Origin of the sequence: Micromonospora sp. DT46, assembly GCF_049841735.1 — a bacterium.
Taxonomy (GTDB): domain Bacteria; phylum Actinomycetota; class Actinomycetes; order Mycobacteriales; family Micromonosporaceae; genus Micromonospora; species Micromonospora reichwaldensis.
This window is the reverse complement of the sequence record NZ_JBNCKW010000006.1, coordinates 521453-543745: the sequence shown is the minus strand read 5'-3', so window position 1 is coordinate 543745 and position 22293 is coordinate 521453. Positions and strand designations below refer to the sequence as shown.

The 22293-nt window shown below is 74.0% G+C and carries 18 protein-coding genes and 1 pseudogene; 11 read left to right on the top strand and 8 right to left on the bottom strand.

Annotated features, from left to right (window positions below):
• Positions 1 to 81: 81 nt before the first annotated feature.
• Positions 82 to 804 (bottom strand): prepilin peptidase, encoded by a 723-nt coding sequence (locus ACLQ20_RS19705; RefSeq protein ID WP_327030021.1) that lies wholly within the window; start codon positions 802 to 804, stop codon positions 82 to 84.
• A 9-nt stretch (positions 805 to 813) separates the two neighbouring features.
• Positions 814 to 1842 carry an EamA family transporter gene (locus ACLQ20_RS19700; protein WP_327030022.1) on the bottom strand — a complete coding sequence of 343 codons (1029 nt, stop codon included), beginning with the start codon at positions 1840 to 1842 and terminating at the stop codon, positions 814 to 816.
• 227 nt (positions 1843 to 2069) lie between these two features.
• Here ACLQ20_RS19700 and ACLQ20_RS19695 point away from each other — a divergent pair, with 227 nt between their 5' ends.
• From ACLQ20_RS19695 to ACLQ20_RS19685, 3 genes are all read left to right on the top strand, one after another.
• Complete coding sequence (locus ACLQ20_RS19695; RefSeq protein ID WP_425857224.1) at positions 2070 to 2612, top strand: LppU/SCO3897 family protein; 543 nt, start codon at positions 2070 to 2072, stop codon at positions 2610 to 2612.
• A gap of 509 nt (positions 2613 to 3121) precedes the next feature.
• Positions 3122 to 3619, top strand: coding sequence for an LppU/SCO3897 family protein (locus tag ACLQ20_RS19690; RefSeq protein ID WP_225852387.1), 498 nt, complete (start codon positions 3122 to 3124; stop codon positions 3617 to 3619).
• A 141-nt stretch (positions 3620 to 3760) separates the two neighbouring features.
• Entirely contained in the window at positions 3761 to 5002 is a 1242-nt protein-coding gene (locus ACLQ20_RS19685; RefSeq protein ID WP_327030024.1) for an ATP-binding protein, read from the top strand.
• Positions 5003 to 5028: 26 nt separating this feature from the next.
• Here ACLQ20_RS19685 and ACLQ20_RS19680 read toward each other — a convergent pair whose 3' ends face one another.
• Positions 5029 to 5583 carry a GNAT family N-acetyltransferase gene (locus tag ACLQ20_RS19680; RefSeq protein WP_425857222.1) on the bottom strand — a complete coding sequence of 185 codons (555 nt, stop codon included), beginning with the start codon at positions 5581 to 5583 and terminating at the stop codon, positions 5029 to 5031.
• 125 nt (positions 5584 to 5708) lie between these two features.
• Between ACLQ20_RS19680 and ACLQ20_RS19675 the strand changes: the two genes are divergently transcribed.
• Both ACLQ20_RS19675 and ACLQ20_RS19670 read left to right on the top strand, forming a co-directional pair.
• Complete coding sequence (locus ACLQ20_RS19675; protein ID WP_425857136.1) at positions 5709 to 6254, top strand: DoxX family protein; 546 nt, start codon at positions 5709 to 5711, stop codon at positions 6252 to 6254.
• A gap of 215 nt (positions 6255 to 6469) precedes the next feature.
• Positions 6470 to 7912: a glycosyltransferase 87 family protein gene (locus ACLQ20_RS19670; protein WP_151456337.1), complete on the top strand. Its 1443-nt coding sequence runs from the start codon at positions 6470 to 6472 to the stop codon at positions 7910 to 7912.
• Between the two features lie 16 nt (positions 7913 to 7928).
• Here ACLQ20_RS19670 and ACLQ20_RS19665 read toward each other — a convergent pair whose 3' ends face one another.
• The 4 genes from ACLQ20_RS19665 to moaC all read right to left on the bottom strand — a co-directional run bounded on the left by ACLQ20_RS19665 (position 7929) and on the right by moaC (position 10675).
• A complete protein-coding gene (locus ACLQ20_RS19665; RefSeq protein WP_151456338.1) occupies positions 7929 to 8378 on the bottom strand; it encodes a molybdenum cofactor biosynthesis protein MoaE in 450 nt (149 codons plus the stop codon).
• Positions 8375 to 9634, bottom strand: coding sequence for a molybdopterin molybdotransferase MoeA (locus ACLQ20_RS19660; protein WP_425857135.1), 1260 nt, complete (start codon positions 9632 to 9634; stop codon positions 8375 to 8377). The genes ACLQ20_RS19665 and ACLQ20_RS19660 overlap by 4 nt, the downstream gene beginning before the upstream one ends.
• Positions 9635 to 9716: 82 nt before the next feature.
• Positions 9717 to 10187, bottom strand: a complete 471-nt coding sequence (locus tag ACLQ20_RS19655; RefSeq protein WP_358118771.1) for a MogA/MoaB family molybdenum cofactor biosynthesis protein — start codon at positions 10185 to 10187, stop codon at positions 9717 to 9719.
• Complete coding sequence (gene moaC, locus ACLQ20_RS19650; RefSeq protein ID WP_358118773.1) at positions 10184 to 10675, bottom strand: cyclic pyranopterin monophosphate synthase MoaC; 492 nt, start codon at positions 10673 to 10675, stop codon at positions 10184 to 10186. Before moaC ends, ACLQ20_RS19655 begins: the two co-directional genes overlap by 4 nt.
• An 881-nt stretch (positions 10676 to 11556) precedes the next feature.
• Here moaC and ACLQ20_RS19645 point away from each other — a divergent pair.
• The 5 genes and pseudogenes from ACLQ20_RS19645 (at position 11557) to ACLQ20_RS19625 (ending at position 17327) form a co-directional block, all read left to right on the top strand.
• Entirely contained in the window at positions 11557 to 14076 is a 2520-nt protein-coding gene (locus tag ACLQ20_RS19645; RefSeq protein WP_425857134.1) for a putative bifunctional diguanylate cyclase/phosphodiesterase, read from the top strand.
• A gap of 65 nt (positions 14077 to 14141) precedes the next feature.
• Positions 14142 to 15466: pseudogene (locus ACLQ20_RS19640) on the top strand (glycosyltransferase 87 family protein); the annotation flags it as partial.
• A complete protein-coding gene (locus tag ACLQ20_RS19635) occupies positions 15456 to 16088 on the top strand; it encodes a phosphoribosyltransferase (protein WP_132235514.1) in 633 nt (210 codons plus the stop codon). The pseudogene ACLQ20_RS19640 and the gene ACLQ20_RS19635, both read left to right, overlap by 11 nt.
• A 22-nt stretch (positions 16089 to 16110) precedes the next feature.
• Positions 16111 to 16527: a zf-TFIIB domain-containing protein gene (locus ACLQ20_RS19630; protein ID WP_327030029.1), complete on the top strand. Its 417-nt coding sequence runs from the start codon at positions 16111 to 16113 to the stop codon at positions 16525 to 16527.
• 119 nt (positions 16528 to 16646) lie between these two features.
• Positions 16647 to 17327, top strand: a complete 681-nt coding sequence (locus ACLQ20_RS19625) for a maleylpyruvate isomerase N-terminal domain-containing protein (protein WP_425857131.1) — start codon at positions 16647 to 16649, stop codon at positions 17325 to 17327.
• A gap of 15 nt (positions 17328 to 17342) precedes the next feature.
• On the opposite strand, the gene dnaB is transcribed toward ACLQ20_RS19625, so the two are convergent.
• A complete protein-coding gene (gene dnaB / locus ACLQ20_RS19620; RefSeq protein ID WP_327030030.1) occupies positions 17343 to 20270 on the bottom strand; it encodes a replicative DNA helicase in 2928 nt (975 codons plus the stop codon).
• Positions 20271 to 20647: 377 nt separating this feature from the next.
• On the opposite strand from dnaB, the gene ACLQ20_RS19615 reads away from it, so the two are divergent.
• On the top strand, positions 20648 to 22255 hold the full coding sequence (locus ACLQ20_RS19615) for a hypothetical protein (RefSeq protein WP_358118781.1): 1608 nt from the start codon (positions 20648 to 20650) through the stop codon (positions 22253 to 22255).
• The last annotated feature ends 38 nt before the right edge of the window (positions 22256 to 22293 follow it).

Here is a 22293-nt window from a genome sequence, read left to right as displayed (position 1 = left end):
CGGTCAGGGCGGCCCGGTGTGCCCGTCCGTGCGGGGCGCGTCAGGCCGTCAGGCACCGGTGCGCCGGTCGGTGCGGCGGCCTCAGGCGGCCAGGGCGGCCAGCCAGGCGCCGGTGAGCAGGGCCGGGCCCAGCGGGAGCGGGGTGTCGCGACGCACCCTGCCGGACACCAGCAGGACGAGCACCAGCACACCGTGCAGCAGGTGCGGCAGGATCAGCCCGAGCGCCAGGGACGACCCGCCGAGCCAGCCGAGCGGCAGGCCCAGGACGGCGGCGAGCTTCACGTCGCCGAAGCCCAGCCGGGAGCCGGGCAGCACCGCCAGCACCACGTGGCAGGCGAAGCAGAGCGCCGCCCCCGCCACCGCGCCGAGCAGGCGCCCGGGGCTACCGGCCGTCGCCGCCGCGCCGGTCAGCCCGACGGCGGCGACCAGCGCGGCGGCACCGACCAGCGGGTCGGGCAGCCGCAGGCAGGCCAGGTCGACCAGGGCGAGCACCAGCCCGACGGCGGCCAGCACGAGGAGGACCGGCAGGACCGGATCCGCCCCCAGGGCCGCCGCGAGCCCGGCGAAGGCGACCGCACCCGCCGTCGCGCCCCACCCGGCGGACGGCACCGCCCCGGCGACGCGCACCGCGCCCGGAGCGGCCTCGACGACGCGCGGCGTGGACCCGGCGTTCCGCACCGCGTTCGAAGCGGCGCCGGCGACTCGCGGTGCGAGCGGGGCGGTGAAGTGGCGGGCGACCCGGGGTGCGGCGAGGCCGGCCAGGGCGCCGAGCAGCGCCACGCATGCCAGCAGCCCGGTCGACACGGGCGGACGCTACCGGCGCGACGGCTCCGGCGCGGCCCCCCGGACGGGACGTCGGGGTCTCTCGGTGCTCACCACGAGGGCCACCCCGGCGACGATGACCGCGCCGCCGAGCACCACCCGCGCGGTGACCGGCTCGGCGGCGAACAACGCGCCGAGCGCCACCGCGACCACCGGGTTGACGTAGGCGTACGTGGAGGCCAGCGAGATCGGGGCGTGGTGCAGCAGCCAGACGTACGCGGTGAAGGCGACCAGCGAGCCGGCCACCATCAGGTACGCGAGCGCGAGCCACGACCGGGTGGTCACCGCGCCCAGGTCGAAGCCGCGCAGCTCGCCCCGGCCCACCGAGAGGAGGGCCAACGCCGCCGCCCCGGCGAACATCTCGTAGACGGTGGCGACGAACGGATCGGCGGGCATCCGGATCCGCCCGGAGAGGAAGGAGCCGACCGACCAGCAGGTGGCCGCCGCGACCACGGTCAGCGCCCCGGCGAGCGGCACGGCGTCCGCCCCGCCGGTCGGCAGCACCAGCAGCACCAGGCCGACGAAGCCCAGCGTCACCCCCGCCAGCGTCCACGACCGGGGCCGGTCGCCGGTGACCGTACGCAGCAGCACCACCAGCAGCGGAACGGTCGCCACCAGCAGGGCGGCGACCCCGGACGGCACCGCCACCCCCACCGGACCGGACTCGGCGAGCACCACCAACCCGTTGCCGCAGGCCAGCAGGAGAATCCCGACCAGCGCGGCCGAGACGAGCTGTCGCCGGTCCACCCGCAGCGCGCCCCGCCCCCGCCGTGCCCGCAGCACGACCGCCAGCACCAGGCCGGCGGCGGCGAACCGGGCGGCCGCCGAGCCGAGCGGCGGCATGGACTCCACCACGATCTTGATGCCCAGGTAGGTGGAGCCCCACAGGACGTAGACCAGCAGCAGCGCGGTCCAGAGCAGGGCCGGCGTGGCAGCAGCCGGACGACCCGCCCCGGCGGCCGGGCCGGGCCGGGTACCTGCGTCGACGGGCGGCTGCGCACTCGGTGGAGGTGGGCTCATCGGTGGACACGCTACGGTGACGTCGGCGTCGGCGTCCCCGGTTGGTGGCCGGCCTCTCACCACTCGCACGGGAGGCGTGCATGGCGAACTACGGACCACCGGGTCGCGGCAACCCGGACCCGTGGCACGGGCGGTACCCCGACGAGTCGTACGGTCCGTCGGCCGGGTCTGCGGGGCAGGAGCCCTGGGCGGACGCGTACGGCCCGCCCACGCCGGGGCACGGCCCGGTGCCGTACGCCGCCCGGAGCGACGGCACCGCCGGCCCCTCCCCGTACGCGGAAGGTCCCGCCCCGCCACCGCGACGCCGGCGCGGGCGGGCGGCCCCGGTCGTCGCGGTGCTGGCCACGGTGACGTTGCTGGTGCTGGTCGGCGGGGCCGCGGTGCTCTACCTGCTCGACCAGAACGACAGGAAGCCCGTCGCCACGCCGAGCGGGCCCGCGCCCGCGGCCCGGACCGACCCGCCGGAATCCCCGGCGGGCGCGACGGCCGCCGCGCCGAGCACACCCGCCCCCGAGTCCTCCACCGATCCGCGCTTCGTCAAGGCCGGCCAGTGCGTCCGCAACGACGGGCCGGCCGGCGGCAAGCCCAAGCTGCTGATCAGCGAGTGCGCGCCGCAGACCTACGAGGTGCTGCGCCGGATCGACGGGGCGACCAGCGGCGAGAAGGACGCCGCGGCGAAGTGCGCCAAGGTTGACGGCTACACCAACTGGTACTTCTTCGACAGCGAGCTGGACACCCTCGACTTCGTGCTCTGCCTGAAGCAGCGCTGAGCCACCGCACCCCTGAGGAAGAGATGACGACCTACGGATCACCCGCACAGCCGGACGACCCCTACCAGCGCCCGCCCGGCACCCCGGGCGGCCCGCCCCCCATCGACCCGACCCTGCCGGAGTGGGGGCAGCCGCCGGCCGCCGCGCAGTGGGGCCAGCCGCAGCCCGGCGGCGAACCGCAGTGGGGCCAGCCGCCGTACGGGGGTGAAGCGCCGGCCACCCCGCAGTGGGGCCAGCAGGACCCGGCGTGGAACCAGCCCGCGCAGCCGCCGGCCCCGGAACCGGGCTACCTCCCGCCGCCCACGTCCGGGGCCGGGTACCCGCCGCCCACGTCCGGAGCCGGATACCCGCCGCCCTCCTCCGGGGCCGGCTATCCGCCGCCGCCCGGGGTGCAGCCGCCGGCGGGCCAGGGTGGATACCCGCAGGCGGGTCCGTATCCGCCGGCCGGGCCGGCACCCACGCCGGGCAACCAGTGGGGCGCCCCGCCGCCGGGGCCCGGCGGGTACGCGATGCCGCCGGCCGCTCCGCCCGCGAACAAGAGCGGTGGCAAGGTCGCGCTGATCATCGGTCTGGTGGCGGTGCTCCTGCTCTGCCCGTGCCTCGGCCTCGCCGGCTGGGGGTTCTGGCAGGCCGGCGACGACGACCCGGTCGCGGCGCCGACGGGGAACGCCACCGCCGGCCCGACGGGCCAGCCGACGAGCCAGCCGACGGCCCAGCCGACGAGTGAGCCCACGGACGAGCCCAGCGCGGAGCCGACCACCGCCGCACCGAGCCCCAGCAGGAAGGAGTTCGCCAAGGGCGACTGCGTGGTCAACGACGGCACAGCCAGCAAGGCCGAGCTGCGTAAGGTGCCCTGCGGCCCCAACACGTACGAGGTGCTCCTGCGGATCCCGGGCACGGCGGACGGTGACCGGTGCAAGACCCGGGCCCCGGAGGCGACCGCGAACTACGTGCACGACAACTCGATCGACTTCCTCGACTACGTGCTCTGCCTGAAGAAGCGCTGATTGCCAAAACTAGGGCTGTCTAGCATGGACGCTAGACAGCCCTAGTTTTGTGTCGAGACCGATCCCGGTGACCCGACACGCCGGTTGCCCCATCTACGGATGTCTAGTCCCCCAGCTAGACGGCCCGATACTGTGCGATGCGTGGATCCGGTCCGCAACCCGTACGCCCCGGGAGCCGGTCAGCGTCCCCCCGAACTCGCCGGGCGGGGGCGCGAGCTGGACGTCTTCGACGTCGTGCTGGAGCGCATCGCCCGGGGCCGGCCGGAACGCAGCCTGATGCTCACCGGCCTGCGCGGGGTCGGCAAGACGGTGCTGCTCAACACCCTCCGCTCCCAGGCGATCAACCACCTCTGGGGCAGCGGCAAGATCGAGGCCCGACCGGACCAGTCGCTACGCCGCCCGATCGCCGCCGCGCTGCACATGGCCGTCCGGGAGCTGGCGCCCCGGCACCGCGCGCCCGACCGGATCGACGCCTTCCTCGGCGTGCTCAGGGCGTTCGCCCAGCGGACCGCGCCGACCGGTCGCGGCACCGCCGCCCCGAAGCTGCGCGACCGGTGGCAGCCGGGCATCGACGTGCCCGCCGCCACCGGCCGCGCCGACTCCGGCGACATCGAGATCGACCTGGTCGAGCTGCTCACCGACGCCGCCGCGGTGGCCGCCGACGTCGGCACCGGTATCGCGATCTTCATCGACGAGATGCAGGACCTCGGCCCGGAGGACGTCTCCGCGCTCTGCGCCGCCTGCCACGAGCTGTCCCAGCTCGGCGCGCCGCTGATCGTGGTGGGCGCCGGGCTGCCGCACCTGCCCGCCGTGCTCAGTGCGGCCAAGTCGTACTCGGAGCGGCTCTTCCGCTACCAGCGCATCGACCGGCTCGACCGGATCGCCGCCGACCAGGCGCTCTGCGCGCCGGCCGAGCGCGAGGAGGTCGAGTACGAGCAGAAGGCGCTCGACCTGCTCTACGAGAAGTCCGGCGGCTATCCCTACTTCGTCCAGGCGTACGGGAAGGCGACCTGGGACCACGCGCCCCGCTCGCCGATCACCGCCGCCGACGTACGGGTCGCCGCGCCCGAGGCCGAGGCCGAGCTGGCCGTGGGCTTCTTCGGCTCCCGCTTCGAACGGGCCACCCCGGCCGAACGCGAGTACATGCGGGCCATGGCCACGCTGTCCCTGGTGGAGGGCGAGGCGGACGGCGGGGGACGCGACGACATGGACGCCGCCGTGCCGACGGCGGAGATCGCCCGGGCCCTCGGGCGCAAGCCGGCCAGCCTCTCCCCGGCCCGGGACGCGCTGATCAAGAAGGGCTTGATCTACTCCGGTGAACGCGGCACGGTCGCCTTCACCGTCCCGCACTTCGGCCGCTACCTGCGTACCCAACCGGCCTGACCGGCCACCACGGACCGCGCCGGGCGTCAGACCTTGGACCAGGGCGGCGGGAAGAGCACCTCGCCGCGCGGCGGCGGACCCTCGCCGCTCATGGTCGGCGGCAGCACCAGCGCCTGCCAGGGATCGCCGAGACCCGACCAGGGGCTGGTCAGGCCCATCCGGTCGGCCCGGCCGAAGCCGAACCGGTGGTAGTAGCCCGGGTCGCCGAGCACCACCACCAGCCGCTCGCCCAACTCCGTGGCCGCCTCGATGGCGGCCTGCACCACCGCTGTGCCGAGGCCGATCCGCCGCCGGTGCGGCGCGACCGCCACGGGGCCGAGCGCCAGCGCCGGCGCGGTGTGGTCGTCGGACTTCACCCGGACCCGGGTGAGCAGGGCGTAGCCGACGACCTCGCCGCCGTACTCGGCGACCATCGCCAGCTCCGGCAGCCAGGCGTCGCTGTCCCGCAGCTCCTGGACCAGCCCCACCTCGGGCGGCGCGGTCACGTCGGGGCGGGCGAACGCGCCGGCCAGCACCCGCCGGACCGCGCCGGTGTCGGCCGGGTCCTCGGGTCGCAGCCGTAGCGTCGTCACGCGGGGCACGTTACCCCTCACAGGCCGTCCATCAGCGACGGTCGCTCGAATCGGCGTGGCGCGAGGTGCACGTCCGCCGATCCGGATCGGCGGTTGCGGGGGTAGCCGGGCCGACGACGGGGTATGACTGACCCATGAAACCCGTACGTTCCCTCGCCCGCGCCATGCTGAGCGGCATCTTCGTGGTCAGCGGGTTCACCAACCTCCGGAACCCCGGGCGGCTGGTCCCGGCCGCGAAGTCCGTGACGGACCGGGTGACTCCGCTGCTCGAGAAGACCGACCCCCGCATCCCCACCGACACCGACACGCTGATCCGCGTCAACTCGGCGGTGCAGGTCGGCGCCGGGCTGATGCTCGCCACCGGACGGTTCGCCCGGCCGGCGGCGCTGGTCCTGGCCGGCACGCTGGTCCCGGTGACCCTCGCCGGGCATCCCTTCTGGAACAACGACGACCCGGCGGCGCGGCGCAACAACCAGATCCACTTCCTGAAGAACCTCGGCCTCTTCGGCGGGCTGCTGCTCGCCGCCGCCGACACCGGCGGCAGGCCGGGGCTGCGGTGGCGGACCGGTCACCGGATCGGCCACTCCCGACGTTCCGTGCAGCGAGCCGTCCGTACCGCCCGCAGGGAGGCCCGGATCGCCGTACGATCGGCAGCGACGGCCCGTCGACTGCCTGGCTGACCTGCGTCGATACCTCCCCCCGCCCGGGCCTTCACGTGTCAACGCCGCGAATCACCTGAACCACCCGACAGGCGTTAACGCGGTGGAAATGTCAAAAACATGTGTGGGATCGGACACGGTCGCATAACGCGGGAGGCATTAACGTGAGGCGCCGTTCTAGGCTCCGTGCAGGACCTGGACGGGTAGGACGACCTTGGTACGGGGGTGGCCACGCCATGCCGGCGACCGTCGGAAGACGGGTGGACCGCCTCGCCCCAGTCCGTCGCGTAACGCGTGGGATCGATCGTAGGACAGTCGTACGGGCTGGCATCGTGGCCGCCGTCGCCTATGCCGCATGGCTCGCCATCGGTGCTTTCGGGCGGCCGTACAACTTCTTCGACATGAAGATCTACCACGGCGCGGTGGTGTGGTGGGCGAGCGGTCACGAGCTCTACGAGTTCATCGCACCCGGCACCACCCTGGGTTTCACCTACCCGCCGTTCGGTGGTCTGGTGATGCTGCCGATGGCGCACCTGCCGGTCGAGCTGGCCGGGATGGTCAACGCGCTCGCCAGCATCGCCGCCCTGGCCGTCGTGCTGGCCGGGCTGCTCCGCCCGATCGTCGACCGGCTCGGCTGGCCCCTCTGGTTCACCGTGGGGATCGCGACGCCGCTGGCGGTCGCCGTCGAGCCGGCCCGGGAGACCCTCGGCTACGGCCAGGTGAACCTGCTCCTCTTCGCACTGATCATGGCCGACCTGATCGGCCTGCGCTGGCGGGCCCGCCGGGGCACCCACATCCCCCCGACCGACGGCCCGCTGCTGCGCTTCGTCTACAGCGGGGCGTGGGCCGGTGTGGGCATCGGCCTGGCCACCGCCGTCAAGCTGACCCCGGCGCTGTTCATCGCCTACCTGATGATCACGCGGCAGTGGCGTGCCGCGACCACCGCGATCGGCACGGTGATCGCGGTGACCGTCGGTTCCTTCGCGGTCGTCGGCACCGAGTCGCGGGCCTACTTCGGCGGCGTGCTCTGGCAGACCGAGCGCGTCGGGGCCGCCGACATGACGCCCAACCAGTCGCTGGCGGGGCTGCTGGCCCGGCTGTACGACTCGATCGAGACGCCCGGCCTGCTCTGGCTGGCGTTCTCGGTGCTGATGCTGGCGGTCGGTCTCTCCCGCGCCGTCAACGCCCGCGCCGACGGCGACGAGCTGACCGCGTTCACGCTGGTCGGCCTCACCGCCAACGTGATCAGCCCGATCTCCTGGACGCACCACCTGGTCTGGGTGATCCCGGCGATCATCGTGCTGGCCGACGCCGCCGTACGCCGCCGCGAGGCCAGCCGCGGGTTGGCGCAGCGGGCCGGCCAGGGCGGGTACGGCGGGCCGCCGGGGGTGACGGGGCTGCGCCCACCGATCTGGTACCCGACGCTGACCGGGCTCCGGCACGGCGTCGCCGCCGTCGGGCTCTACCTGCTCTTCCTGGTCTCCCCGATCTGGCCGTACGAGCACCAGCTCCCCGAGGTGTCGCACTACCAGGACGGCCTCTTCGGCGCCCTGATGGAGAACTCGCTGGCGCTGGCCCTGATCCTGCTGGTCGCCGCCCTGCCGTGGCGCCCCGGCGCCGAGCCGGCCTTCTACGCCGACCGGTTCGGCCGGCAGGCCGCGCCGAGCCTGCGCCGCTGACCGGATGGGCCGCCCCTCAGGGGCAGTTCACCCACTCCTCGGTGCCGTCGGCGAAGACCTGTCGCTTCCAGATCGGCAGCCGCGCCTTGACCTCGTCGACCAGTCGGGCGCAGGCCGCGAACGCGGCGGCCCGGTGGGCGGTGCTGACGGCCGCCACCAGGGCCGCGTCGCCGATGTCGAGCGGGCCCAGCCGGTGCGACACGGCGACCGCGTACACGTCCGGGTCGGCGGCTATCTCGGCCGCGACCTCGCGCAGGATCCGCCCGGCGCTCGGGTGGCCCTCGTACTCCAGGCTGGTCACCGCCCGGCCGTGGTCGTGGTCGCGGACCACCCCCTGGAACGAGACCACCGCGCCGGCCCGGCGGTCGGCGACCGCCGCCTCGTGCGCGGCGAGGTCGAGCGGCCGGTCGGTGACCTCGCCGAACGTCGCGGGCCGGCCCGACGCGTCGGTCGTCGGCGTGGTCACCACGCACGCTCCCCGGGCAGCAGCGGCAGCGGTACGACCGGCACCCGGTCCCCCGGCTCGCCGGAGGTGCCGGGGCGGATGACGGCGAACCCGTCGGCGCCCGCCAGCCCGCGCAGCATCGCCGAGCCGACGTGCCGGACCGGGTGCGCGGTGCCGGCGGTCCGGTCCAACCGGACCAGCGCCAGATGGGTGTACGCGCCCCGGCCGCGCACCGGCTCGGCGAGCGTGACGTGCGGCAGCACCGGCATCGGGCGGCCCGCCAGGCCGGCCAGCAGCGGGGCGACCAGCGAGACCAGGGCGACGATGGCGGACTGCGGGTTGCCGGGCAGCCCGGCGACGAACCGGACCCGGCCGTCGGCGTCGACCAGCCGCGCCAGCAGCATCGGGAAACCGGGCCGCACCGCCACCGTGTTGACCACGTAGTCCGCGCCGAGCGCCTCCAGCGTGGGATGCAGGTGGTCGACCGGCCCGTGCATCGTGCCGCCGGTGGTGCACACGAGGTCGGCGGTGCTCAGCGCCGCGCGCAGGGCGGCCACGTGCGCGGGGAGCGTGTCCGCCACCGGTCCGACCACGTCCGACGGGCGGACCAGGCAGCCGTACCGGCGCAGCCAGGCCGGCACCGCCGGCCCGAGCGCGTCGCGCACCCGCCCGGCGCCGGGCGGGCCGGCGGTCAGCAGCTCGTCGCCGAAGACCAGCAGCGCGGCGCGGGGCTGCCGCCGCACCAGCAGGCTGTCGTGCCCGCAGGAGGCGGCCAGGCCGATCAGCGCCGGGTCCACCGGCGTGCCGGCGGGGACCAGTTCCTCCCCGGCGTAGGCCTCCTCGCCCGGCTCGCGCCACTCCGGCGCCGGCCGCGGCGTGCCGTCGACGAGGCCCTCCGGCGTACGACGGGACTCCTCCACCCGCAGCACAGCCGTGGTGCCCTCCGGCACCATCGCGCCGGTGGCGATCTCGACGGTCGTCCCGTCGTCGGTCAGCGGGGCCGGGGTGCCGCCCGCCAGCACCCGCCCGACCGGCCGCCACGGCCCGGTGCCGCGCACGGCCCAGCCGTCGACGCTGGAGGTGGGGAAGGCGGGCAGGTCCGTGCGGGTGGCCAGCGGCTCGGCGAGGGTGTGCCCGTCGATCTCGGCGAGCGGCCGGCTGACGGCGGGGAACGCGGCGGCCAGGCCGACCGCGTACACCCGGGACCGGGCCTCCTCCCAGCCGGCGGGCGGGGGCGCGGTGGCCGGCTCGGCGGCCGGGGCGGTTTCCGTGCTCACCGGCCGAGCCTAACGGTGCGGCATGCCGGCCGCGCCGTCAGCGGCGCCGCGCCCACCGGTTGGTCGCGGCCCTCCCGCGTCGTCAGTGGTCGCCGCCGCGGAGCTGGTCGACGGCGTGACGGAGGATCGGCCCGAGCACGGCGAGGCCGTCCCTGGCCCCGCCGGTCGACCCGGGCAGGTTGACCACCAGCATCCGGCCGACGACGCCGGCGAGCCCCCGGGAGAGCGCGGCGGTGGGGACCTTGTCGCGGCTGTGCGCCCGGATCGCCTCGGCGATGCCGGGGATCTCGTGATCGAGCAGCGCCCGCGTCACCTCCGGGGTGCGGTCGGAGGGGTTGATCCCCGTACCGCCGCTGGTCAGCACCACGTCGATCCCGTCGGCCAGGGCGGCGCGCAGCGCCTCGCCCACGGGTTCGCCGTCGGGCACCACCACGGGCCCGTCCACCTCGCAGCCGAGGTCGCGCAGGCCCGCGACGAGCAGGGGACCGCTGGTGTCCGCGTAGACCCCCGCCGCGGCCCGGTTGGACGCCACGACGACCCGGGCCCGGATCACGGCCGCTCCTGCGGGCGGACCCACAGGCCGGTCTTGCCGCCCTCCTTGCGCAGCACCCGGACCGCGTCGACGCTGGCCGCCGGGTCGACCGCCTTGACCATGTCGACGAGCGCCAGCCCGGCGACGGCCACCGCGGTCAGCGCCTCCATCTCCACGCCGGTGCGGTCCGCCGTCCGCGCGGTGGCGGTGATCTCGACGGTGTCGTGGGTGAGCGTCAGGTCGACCGTGACGCCGTGCAGGGCGATGGGATGGCAGAGCGGGATCAGGTCGGGGGTGCGCTTCGCGCCCATGATGCCGGCGAGGCGACCGACCGCCAACGCGTCGCCCTTGGGCAGCCCGTCGCGGCGCAGCAGCTCGACGACCTCTGGCGTGGTGCGGAGCCGGCCGGCAGCGACGGCCAGGCGGCCGGTGACCGCCTTCGCGGAGACGTCGACCATGCGGGCCGCGCCCGCCGGATCGACGTGGGTGAGCTGCGCGGGATCGGTCACGCCCGCGAGCCTATCTTTCCGGTACGCGTGCAGGGGATCACCGGCGCGGGCACACGGCGTCGCGCGCCGGGCGACGGTCGGCCCCGCACCGGCTGAACCGACGTGCCTTTCGATCGCGCGACGGCCGCGACTCCGGGCGAGTGGGCCACCCCTGTCGCGAATTCGGAACGCGTTTCCGGCCCGTTGTCCCGCGGCCGTTTCCATCCCACTTCATGGACCGGGCCGATAGCCCTCCCTTCCCGGTGGACGGTGGCTCGGCATGCCGTCCTCGAACGACGGACGTCATTGACTCCGCAACGCCACGGAAGCGATCATCACCATCGGGAGAATCTTCCGGCCGTATCGATCGGGGCGGCAACGGGCAACATACGGAGTGCATCTTGCTCCGGTCGTTCCGTGACCTCGCCGGGAGCGGCGGCAGGCGGTGAGCGCTGACGGAACCACCCGGGCGGATGGGCGCACCGGCACGGAAGCGGTGGCCCCGACCACGCGATGTGCCCAGGACACGGGCCACAACCCGGTGCCACGCCGTCGGCCGCTGCAAACTGCACCGTCGTGTCCGATGCGCCGACGCCGCCACCGGTTCATTATCTAGCGTTAACCGGAAGTCGGCAGAAACACAGCACTGAGTTCCCGGCCAGAAGCAGAAAGTCACGTCGCAGGGCACGGTTCTCATCCATTGCCCATAGTCACATATATCCCTCCATAATTGGCCGAACCGCACTTAGGCTGTCGGCGTCGCGGAACACAGCCGCGCAAGGGCCAACGCGAAACCGGGGAGGGATAGCGATGTCGGCACACGAGTGGAACTGAGCATTGTGGCTGGCGCGTGACCGCGGGTAATCTTGGCGTGCTTTGCAGTCGGAAGCAGTCGGGATGCCGTGACACGACTGAACGTGGGCAAGACAGAGGCCGAGCGGCGGCTCACGCTGCACGTCGGCCTCGTCTGCGTTGCGGCCGCCATCGCGGCCGCCCTGTGTCTCCGCGAGCTGACCCAGCTGGGCTGGTCACGCAACCACCTGACGCTCTCGCTCACTCTGATCTGTCTGGCTTTCCTCGCCATGACGATCAAGTGGCGGATCCGGATTCGCGCGACGGTCCACGCGATCTCCTGGAGTGAGACAGCGATCATCCTGAGCCTGGCGGTTGCGCCAACTCCGCTGGTGATCCTGACCACCGGCATCGGGGTGGCGATAGCCCAGTACCTCGCCAAGCTCCCGCCCTTGAAGGCCGCCTTCGGCGTGGCCAAGACCATGCTGCTGGCGGTGGGCGGCGGAGCAGCCCTCCACGCGGCCGGAGGATCGCCACCGATCACCGACCTGTGGCCGGCCCTCGGCCCGATCGGGGTCGCCTACGCCGTCACGGTGGTCCTCGACGAAGTGCTGACCCTCCCGGTCATCGCACTCGCCACGGGCACCCGGCTCAGGCAACTCTTCCGCGAGGACCTCGGGCTGCGCCTGACGAGCGCGCTGGCGCGCTTCGTCCTCATCGTCACCACGTTGTTCATCCTCCATGGGGACCCCCGGCTCCTGCTGGCGGTGCCGCCCCTCGTACTCAGCCTCCACCTGCTCTACTCCAACCGGGTCAAGGCCCGCACCGAGCAGCAGGCGTGGCAGCGGCTGGCCCGCACCACCGACGCGCTCAACGTCGTCGACCTGGACAAGGTCCTCACCACCGCGGTCACCCAGGCCGCCGAGCTGTTCTCCGCCGACGAGGTGGAGATCGAGCTGCGCGACGGTGGCCGGACAGTACGCGGCGGTGCCGTCGCCATCACGTACGACGGGCCGGCCGGCGAACCGACCGCCGTGGACGGCACCGTGGTCCCCGCCGCCCTGGAGGGGCACGACCGGACGGTCGACGTGGGCGTACTGCGGCTGCGGTTCCGGGGGCCCGTGCAGCTCTCCGAGCGGGAGCAGTACACGCTGCGCACCTTCGCCTCGGCGCTCTGCACGGCGGTACGCAACGCGCAGGCGTACGCCGAGCTGGCCCGGGTCGCCGACGAGCACGCGTACGCCGCCACCCACGACGCGCTGACCGGGCTGGCCAACCGCCGGCACCTGCTCGACCAGGGCACCGAACAGCTCGACACCCGGCACGCCGACGGGGTGACCGCGCTGGTGCTGATCGACCTCAACCACTTCAAGGAGGTCAACGACACCCTCGGGCACGCCGCCGGGGACCACGTCCTGGTGCAGGTCGCCGAGCGGCTGCGCGACGCCGCCCAGGAGGGGGACCTGGTGGCCCGGCTCGGCGGCGACGAGTTCGCCGTACTCCTGCGGGGTCTGCCGGCCCCCGCGGTGGCCGCGCACCGCGCGGAGACCCTGCTCGCCACGCTGCACGAGCCGTTCGACCTCGACGGCATGCGGATCAGCGTCGAGGCGAGCGGCGGGATCGCCGCCGCACCCGCCACCGGCGGCATGCCGGAGCTGCTGCGCCGCGCGGACGTCGCGATGTACCAGGCCAAACGGGCCGGTCAGCGGACCTCGACGTACGCACCGACCCGCGACACCGCCGACCTCGGCCGGCTCACCCTCGGCGGCGAACTGCCGCGCGCCGTCGCCGACCACGAGTTCACCGTCAACTTCCAGCCCATCGTCGACCTGGGCACCGGCCGGGTCACCGGCGCGGAGGCCCTCGCCCGCTGGCACCACCCCACCCACGGAATGATCGACCCGCTGCGCTTCCTGGAGGCGGTGGAACGCTCGGGCCTGCTCCCCGCCTTCGCCGAGGCGATCCTCGACCAGGCCCTGATCGCGGCGGGCAGCTGGCGGGACGCCGGCTTCGACGTGCCCGTGGCGGTCAACGTGTCGCCGCGCAGCCTCCTCGACGCCCGCTTCCCCGGCTCCGTGCTCGCCCGGCTGCGGGCCCACGACCTGCCCCCCGACCGGCTGGTGCTGGAGCTGACCGAGACGCTCACCCTCAGCCAGCTCGACGTGGTCGACCGGGTGCTCAGCCGGCTGCGCGACGAAGGGGTCCGGCTGGCGCTCGACGACTTCGGCACCGGCTACTCCTCCCTGTCGCTGCTCTCCCGCATCCCCGTGCACGAGCTGAAGATCGACCGCAGCTTCGTGACCGCCATGGAGACCTCCGCCGAGGCCGCCGCCGTCATCCGCTCCACCCTCGACCTGGGCCGCAGCCTCGGGCTCGACGTGGTGGCCGAGGGCGTGGAGAGCGAGCCGCAGCGCCGGGCCCTCTGGGAGCTGGGCTGCACGGCCGGCCAGGGGCACCTCTTCGCCCGGCCGGTGCCCGCCGGCACGCTCCTCGCGGCGTTCCGGCGCGGCTCCGGGGGCAGCCCCGGCACCCTCGCACCTCCGCTGCACGACGCCGGCGCCGTGATCCGGCTCGCCCCGGGCCGCCGGCCGGGCGGGCGTGGCCGCACCGACCGCCACCTGCCCGCCTGACGCGGCGGCAGGCGCCAACTGCCCGCCTGACGCGGCGACGCGCACCTGCTGCCAGACTGGCCCGCGTGACCGCCGCCCCGACCGCCCGCCGCCGTGGCTGGCAGCGCCTCGACTCCGCCGCCGGCGGCCTCGCCCTCGACCTCGGCCTGTACGCCGGGTCGGCGGCGTTCGCCGCGATCACCGCCGCCACGTCCACCCTGCTCCCGCACCGGGCCTGGGGCGCCGTCGCCGCCGTCGGATACCTCCTCGCGGCCCTCGCCGCGACCGGCCAGCTCCTGCTGCGGCGGCGCGACCCCGTAGCGCCGCCGGCCGGGCTGCGGGCCCGCTGGGCGGTCACCGGGTTCGCCTGGTTCGCCACCGCCCTGCTGCCGCTGGCCTGGCAGAGCATCCAACGGGCCGGCGGACGCACCGACCGGGCGCAGGAGGAGGTGCTGGTCGTCGAGGAGTCCGGCCGGCGGCTCGTCGACACCGGCACGCCGTACCTCGGACACGACGCGATCGCCGCCCTGCCACCCGGCGAACAACTGCTCGGCTACACCCCCTACCAGCCGGGAATGGCACTGTTCGGGCTGCCCCGGGCGGCCGTCGACGCCTGGTGGACCGACGCCCGCGTCTGGTTCGCCGTCGGGACCGCGCTGGCGCTCGCCCTGGCCGTCCGCGCCGTCACCCGCGGCGCACGCCGGAGGGCGGACGACCACACCGGCGCCGCCCTGCTCCGGGGCGTACAGGCCGCCACCGTCCTCCCGATCTGCGCGCTCACCCTCGCCACCGGCGGCGACGACCTGCCCGTACTCGCGCTCTGCCTGCTCGCCCTCGCCCTCGCCGCCGCCGGCCGGCCGGGCCGGGCCGGTCTCGCGGTCGGCCTGGCCGGGGCGCTGAAGCTCTTCGCCTGGCCGGTCGCCCTCGTGCTGATCATCTGGGGGCTGACCCGGCGGGCCGGCCTGCGGGTCGCCGCGGGCGCGATCGGCGTGCCCGCCGCCGCGCTGCTGCCGGCCATGCTCGTCGACCGCGACGCGCTGGTCGAGAACGTGCTCCGCTTCCCGCTCGGGCACGGCCTGGTGACCAGCCCCGCCCAGTCGCCGTTCCCCGGTCACCTGATCGCCACCGCGCTGCCCGCCGGCCGCGCCGTCGCCGTCGCCCTCCTGCTCGCCGCCGGGCTGGCCATCGCCGTCCGGCTCGCCCGCCGCCCGCCCCGCACCGCCGCCGCCACCGCCCTGATCTGCGGGTACGGCCTGCTCGCCGCGATCCTGCTGATGCCCACGACCCGCTTCGGCTACCTGCTCTACCCGCTCGCCCTCCTCGCGTGGGCCCCCGCCCTGCACCCCCCGGTTTCCGCGAACCGGCGGGCGGAGGCCGGCGACACGGCGTAGACCTGAGGCATGACCACCTACCGCGACCGCGAAGAGGCGGGCCGGACGCTCGCCGAACGGCTCACCGCACTCATCGGCGCACCGGACGTCATCGTCCTCGGGCTGGTACGCGGCGGCGTGCCCGTGGCCCGGGTGGTCGCCGAGCGTCTCGGCGCACCCCTCGACGTGCTGGTCGTCCGGAAACTCGGCATGCCGTGGGCGCCCGAGGTGGCCTTCGGCGCGCTCGGCCCCGGCGGCGTGCGGGTCCTCAACGACGTCGTCGCCAGTCGACTCACGGAGGACGACGTCGCCGAGGTCGTCCGCCGCGAGGAGGCCGAGTTGGAACGGCGGGAACGGCTCTACCGCGCCGGTCGGCCGCCGCTCGACCTGACCGGGCGCACCGCCGTGATCGTCGACGACGGCCTGGCCACCGGGGCCACCGCCCGCGCCGCCGTCCAGGTCGCCCGTCACCTCGGCGCCCGCCGGGTCGTGGTGGCCGTCCCGGTCGGCTCCCAGGAGGCGTACGAGATGCTGGCCGCCGAGTCCGACCAGGTCGTCTGCGCCCAGCACCCGCCGGAGTTCATGGCGGTGAGCACCTACTACGAGGACTTCCACGAGGTCGCCGACTCCGAAGTCACGGAAGCGCTGACAGCGACTGCGTGACCTGACCGGGTACGGTCGGAGGATGAGCCTGACCTGTCCCAAGTGTCACGGAGAGATGCGCCAGTACGAGCGCAGCGGCGTCACCATCGACCAGTGCGGCGAATGCCGGGGGATCTTCCTCGATCGCGGTGAGCTGGAGAAGCTGTTCGAGGCGGAGGCCAACTGGAGTCGCCAGCAGGGCGCGGCCCCGGCACAGCCCGCCCACCAGCAGGGCGGCTACCCCGGCCAGCCGAGCCACCAGCAGGGCGGTTACCCGCCCCCGCCGCCCCCGCCGCCCGCTCCCGCCCCGCACCAGCCGGGCTACGGCGCCGTCCCGCCGCCGCCCCCGCCGGTGCACGGCTACCCGCCGGCCCCCGCCTACGGCCAGCAGCACCACGGCTACCACGGCCACTACAAGCGCAAGAAGCACAAGAGCTTCCTGGACGAGATGTTCGGCTGAGCCACTCCGTCGACCGGGCCGGCTCCTCGACCGGCCCGGTCACCCGTGGTCTGGTGCCACGCCCCGTTCCGCCGCCGTTCGCCGTGCCGAGCGGCGGCGGCCGTGCGACGCTGCGCTCCATGACGCACCGCGGACGACACCTCGCGCTGGCGCAGGCGTACGACGGGATCACCCGCGTCGTCACCGACCTCGACGACGCGGACCTGCAACGGCCCACCCGGTGCCGGGGCTGGCTCGTCGCGGACCTGCTGTTCCACGTGCTCTGCGACGCCCAGCGAGCGCTGGTCGCACTGGCCAGCCCCGCCGAGGGCCCGCCCGACGTGGACGACGTGACCTACTGGCGCGCGTTCCCGGCCGAGAGGGACGGTGAAGGCGCGCGGCATGCCTGGTGGGCCCGCCGCTCCGCAGCCGCCTTCGACCGCCCCGGCGGGATCGTCCGGCTCTGGACCGAGACCGCACCCGCCGCCGTACGCGCCGCAGGCGCGGCCGACCCCGACGGCCACGTGACCACCCAGGGGCACGTGCTGCGGGTGCCGGACCTGCTCGCCACGCTGACCACCGAGGCCGTCGTGCACCACCTGGACCTGGTCCTCGACCTGCCCGACGCGCCCCTGCCCGGAGTGCTGGCCACGCGGGTCGCCGTGACCACCATGGACGGCCTGCTCAGCGACGACGCCGTCCGACCGGCCGCGTGGAGCGACGCGGATTACCTGCTCAAGGCCACCGGCCGACTGCCGCTCACCGACCGCGACCAGCTCGAACTCGGCGAGGTCGCCGGCTGGTTCCCCCTGCTGGGCTGACCGGCGCGGCCGCCCTCAGACGATGGCCATGTCCACGAAGCGCGACAGGTGGAGCTGCGCGGCCACCGTCACCGTGTCGGTGGGGCCATTTCTGTGCTTGGCAACAATGAAATCCGCCTCCCCGGCACGCGGCGACTCCTTGTCGTAGTAGTCGTCGCGGTGCAACAGGATGACGACGTCTGCATCCTGTTCGATCGAGCCCGATTCACGCAGATCGGACAGCTGCGGTCGCTTGTCGGTGCGCTGCTCCGGGCCACGGTTCAGCTGACTGACCGCGATCACCGGGCACTCCACCTCCTTGGCGAGCAGCTTGAGGCCACGGGAGAGGTCCGCGACCTCCTGCTGCCGGCTCTCGGTGCGCTTCGGAGAGGTCATCAGCTGGAGATAGTCGACCACGATCAGCTTGAGGTCGTGCCGCTGCTTGAGCCGGCGCGCCTTGGCCCGGATCTCCATCAGGTTCATGCTCGGCGTGTCGTCGACGAAGAGCGGCGCCTCACTGATCTCGCCCATGCAGCGGGCGAGCTTGGTCCAGTCGTCGTCGGAGAGCTGGCCGCTGCGCAGGACGTGCAGGGGCACGCGCGCCTCGGCCGACAGCAGCCGCATGACGATCTCGACCTTGCTCATTTCCAGCGAGAAGATGGCCGCCGCCTGGTTTGCCCTGATCGCGGCGTTGCGCGCGAAGTCCATGCTCGCCGTGCTGTTGTGTGTCGGGATCATCGCCCGACCCGCAAGGTAGAGGTGCTCGGGATTGTCCACCGTGACGCACCGGACCGGCACGCTCGCCACCGGTCGGACGTCGACGATGAAACGGCTGTCCGTCCGGGAGTTGCTCTCGCTACGGCGCCGCAGCCGGTGCGCCTCCCGCTTGCGGGTCAGGCGGAACACTTCGTCCCTCGTCGTGAAGTTCAAGTTGAAGGCGATCGAGCTTTCCGCGGTGCGCCCCTTGACGGTCTTCCGGCTGACCGAGCAGCGGTACCCGAGACTGACGACCAACTCGTGCACGTCCTCGGCGAGGCGGGGGGACGTCGTGGTGAACTGCACGTTCCCGCTGACGGTCACGGTGCCGTCGGTGTCGAGCAGCCCGGCCAGCAGCGCTCGCCGCTGCGCCTCCGAGGCCCGCAGGTACGCGGCGGGGACGTGCTTGTCGCCCAACACCCCGGCCGCCCGCAGGTAACCACGGAAGGAGCCGTAACGCTTGTGGCAGTCGCGGCACCTGCGACTTGCGTTCCAGGCGCTGGCGTCCACTCTCCCGCAGTGGGCGCAACCTTCGCGCCGCGCCGCAGGGACGAGTCCTTTCGACCGGCCCCCACACGACTGGCCGCAGGTATGGATCGCCGGGCCACGAGGCGTGAAGACGGCGTGGCAGACGACGCATTCACGGTCCGGGATCGCGGGCAGCCGCGGCGGACGAATGGTGTAGACCATCGGCCCCGAAGGTCTGACCTCGAAGCCGTCGGACTCGATTCCGGCCAGGATCTCCGGGTCGACGGTGGTGACCCTTCCTTCCGCCGTGTGGCCGTCGCCGAGCCAGACGCCGAGCGTGTACGGCGCAAGCGGGAGTTCGCGTTCCGGAAGGCGGAGTGCGGCGGCGTTCTCGACCGCATGATTGAGTCGTCGGTCGGCCGTGTTCGTACGCAGGGTCGCTCGTATCTGCTCCGTCGTCACCACGTCTTGCAGCTCCGCCGCCGCCAGGCTCTCCGACCACTGCTCGACACGCTCCAGCAACTGGCGGTAGAGACGGCGGGCCGGATAGGCCCTGGCCGGGCGCACACGCGGGCGCCTGCGCATGACGACGGGCGACTCGTCGGCGATGTCGCGCGTCACCCGGTGGGCGGTGTGCGTGAACTCCGGGCCGAGCACGGCGGCCAGCTCCGCGATCGTGACGTCGTCGCCGGGCGCCGCGCCGGCGGCTGCCCGGTGCAGCCGTTCGATGGCCTCGGGAGACCAGTGGTTGCGGCGGCGGGCGGGGGCAGCGCGGCGGCTTGCCCGCGTAGTGGTCTTCCACAGGTGTTCACCGTCGGCGACGATCACCGAGCCGTCGGAAAACTCGACCTCGTAGCACGGCCGGTCGTGCCGTACCTCGAACGCGGCGGTGACCTTCGTCGGCAGGCCGTCAGCGCTCAGCAACTCGTCGCCGACCTTCACGTCCCCCATGGTGGTCCAGCCCGTCGGCGTGGGAAGGGGGGTGTCCAGCGCGAGCGCCTTACCCAACCCGGGGCGTCCGGCGACGATCACGAGTTGCCCCGCGTGCAGGCCGTTGAGCAGGCGGTCCAGGTCGGTGAAGCCGGTGGGGACGCCGGTCATCATGCCGCCCTGGGCGCCCACCGCCTCGATCTCGTCCAGTGTCGGCTGGAGCATGTCGGCGAGTACGGCGAAGTCCTCGCTGACGCGGCGCTCGGTGATGTCGTAGACCGCCTGCTGGGCGAGGTCGACGACGTCGTCGACGTCGCGGCTGCCGCCCTGAGCCGTGCCGTAGCCCAGCTGCACGATCTTGGTGCCGGCCTCGACCAGACGCCGCAGGACCGCCCGCTCGCTGACGATGCGGGCGTAGTAGGCCGCGTTCGCGGCGGTCGGCACGCTGGCGATCAGCGTATGCAGGTAGGGGGCGCCGCCGATCCGGACGAGATCGCCGGAGTTGGCCAGGGCCGCCGCCACAGTGATGGAGTCGGCCGGCTCGCCCCGGCCGTAGATCTCCAGGATGGTGTCGAAGATGGTGGCGTGCACCGGCCGGTAGAAGTCGTTGGTCTTGAGGATCTCCACGACGTCAGCGACGGCGTCCTTGGACAGCAGCATGCCGCCGAGGACGCACTGCTCGGCGGCGATGTCCTGGGGCGGGGTCTTGTCGAACTGGCCGTCGCGCTGCGGCGGCGGGGACGCGTGCCCCCCGCCCGATCGCGAGTCCGCCCGCATGTCGTCGGTGACCGACACGGGTCCCCCCTCCACTGCGTCGGATCTGGATCCAGCCCTGTCGCCGGGATGGACAACCTCGACCTGCCGGTCGATCGGGGGTCATCGCACGACCGGTCGGGGGCCAACCATACGGAACCCGAGGTCAGCCCCTCAACCACGTCGGTGGACGAGCCTCGGGACAACCTGTGGACGCCGGGGGACAAGCATGTGCGCAGGGTGTGCACAGCCTGTGGACAACGGCTGGGGAATTCTCCGCTGCAAGGTGCTGACCTGCGGAAACACAATCCCCAGCCTGTGGACGGCAAGTTTTCGGTCGAACTGCGCGGTCGAACGTCCCGTACTATCTCCAGCGAACGGCTACACCTGCACAGCGGATTGCGCAATCGGTTGAGAAGGGTCACGCTCCGGCCGTGAGTAACCGGGACTGGGGACGCGGAGAGGGCGGTCCGCGCGAGTCGGTCGCCTCCTGGGACGATCCCGCCGACCCGGCACCGGTCGATCCGTACGAGCACGCTCCCGCGCGGCACCGCACGCCGAGCCGGCGCCGGGCTGTCGAGCGCGGGCAGCAGGAGCCGGTCGACAGCTACCTGCCGCGTTGGGCCCTGGAGTCGGGGATCCGCAGCGCCGACGGCGGTGGCCGTCACGCCGCGCCCGACGACGAGGTGGGGATCGAGGCCCACCAACCGCACTCCGGTGCCTGGCGGGCCACGGAGACCACGAACAGCTGGCACCGGGTCAGCGAGACGAGCTGGCGCGAGACCCCGGCGATCGACGCTGTTCCGCAGTCGGAGCACACCGGAGAGTGGACGTTCGGCGCTGCCCAGCAGTCGGAGCACACCGGGGAGTGGACGTTCGACCGTCCGCAGGAGCGGGGATACTCCGGGCGGCGGCGGGCCGAGGACGACCCCGTCTCGGGCTCGGCGCCGCCGAGCCGGCCGAGGCGCCTGCCGTCGCAACGCCCGCAGGTCGTCTGGTCCGGCCTGGAGGAGGCGGACGCGTCCGGGTCCGTACCGGATCGGGAGGCCGAGCGGCCGGCCCGCCGGGGCCGGCGGGCGGCGGAGGACCGCCCCGCCGTCGATCCCTGGGACCGGGAGTCGCACCTCGCCGCGTCCGAGAGCCCACCCTCCCCTCCGGCGGTGGACGCGTGGGACGCGTCGGGTGTGCACGCGTGGCACCCGGCCGGTGAGGTCGACCGCTGGGACCACGCCGACACCGGCCGGTGGGACCGGGCCGACGACACCGGCAGCTGGGACCGGAGCGACGGCACGGGTCGGTGGGACCGGACCGACGGCACCGGTGAGTGGCGCCGGTCCGACGACACCGGCGCGTGGGAGCGATGTTCCGACGACGGCGGGTGGGACAGGACCGCGCCGGGCTCCGGCGGGGGCGCCGTGCAGGAATGGTCCTGGCCGGGGCAGGACGACCGGAGCGAGGGTTTCTGGTCGGGCACCCGGCTGGCGGGCGACGATCCCCGCTGGATGGACCCGCCGGCGTCGGCGCCCCGGTCACCCGTGGTGCCCTACTCCGCGCCGCGGCCGCGTCCCGCGCCGCGTCGGCGCGTAGCCGAGCCGGTCGGTGCCGCGACGGCGTCGGCCGTACGCCGTAGGGCCGGGACCGCCGGGGCGGGGGCGTGGGGCCGTCGTATCGAGGACGACCTGCTCGATCCCGATCCTGGCGGTCCGTGGCGGTCGCTGCTCTACACGGTCGCGTGCTATCTGGTGCCGGCGGCGCTGATCTTCGTCTGGTTGCTGACCCTGGACGGACAGGTGCCGGCGGGGTGTGTCACCGACATCAGCGGAGGGGGTTGCGACTCGCCTCGGGCGCGGGCGCTTGGCTCGCTGGCAGCGGGCCTGCCGCGCTTCGGGTTGGCGCTGGCCAGCAGCCTGGTCGTGGCGCTGCTGCTGCGCCGGGTCGGTACGACGTGGCGTTCGGCCAGCGTCGCGCTGGCGGCGGCCGTGGTCGGCGGCGGTCTCTCGACGGTGATGATCAGCGCGGTGACGGGCCAGCCGATCGGCTGACGATCAGCGCGACGACACGACCATGCTGCCGCTGCTCG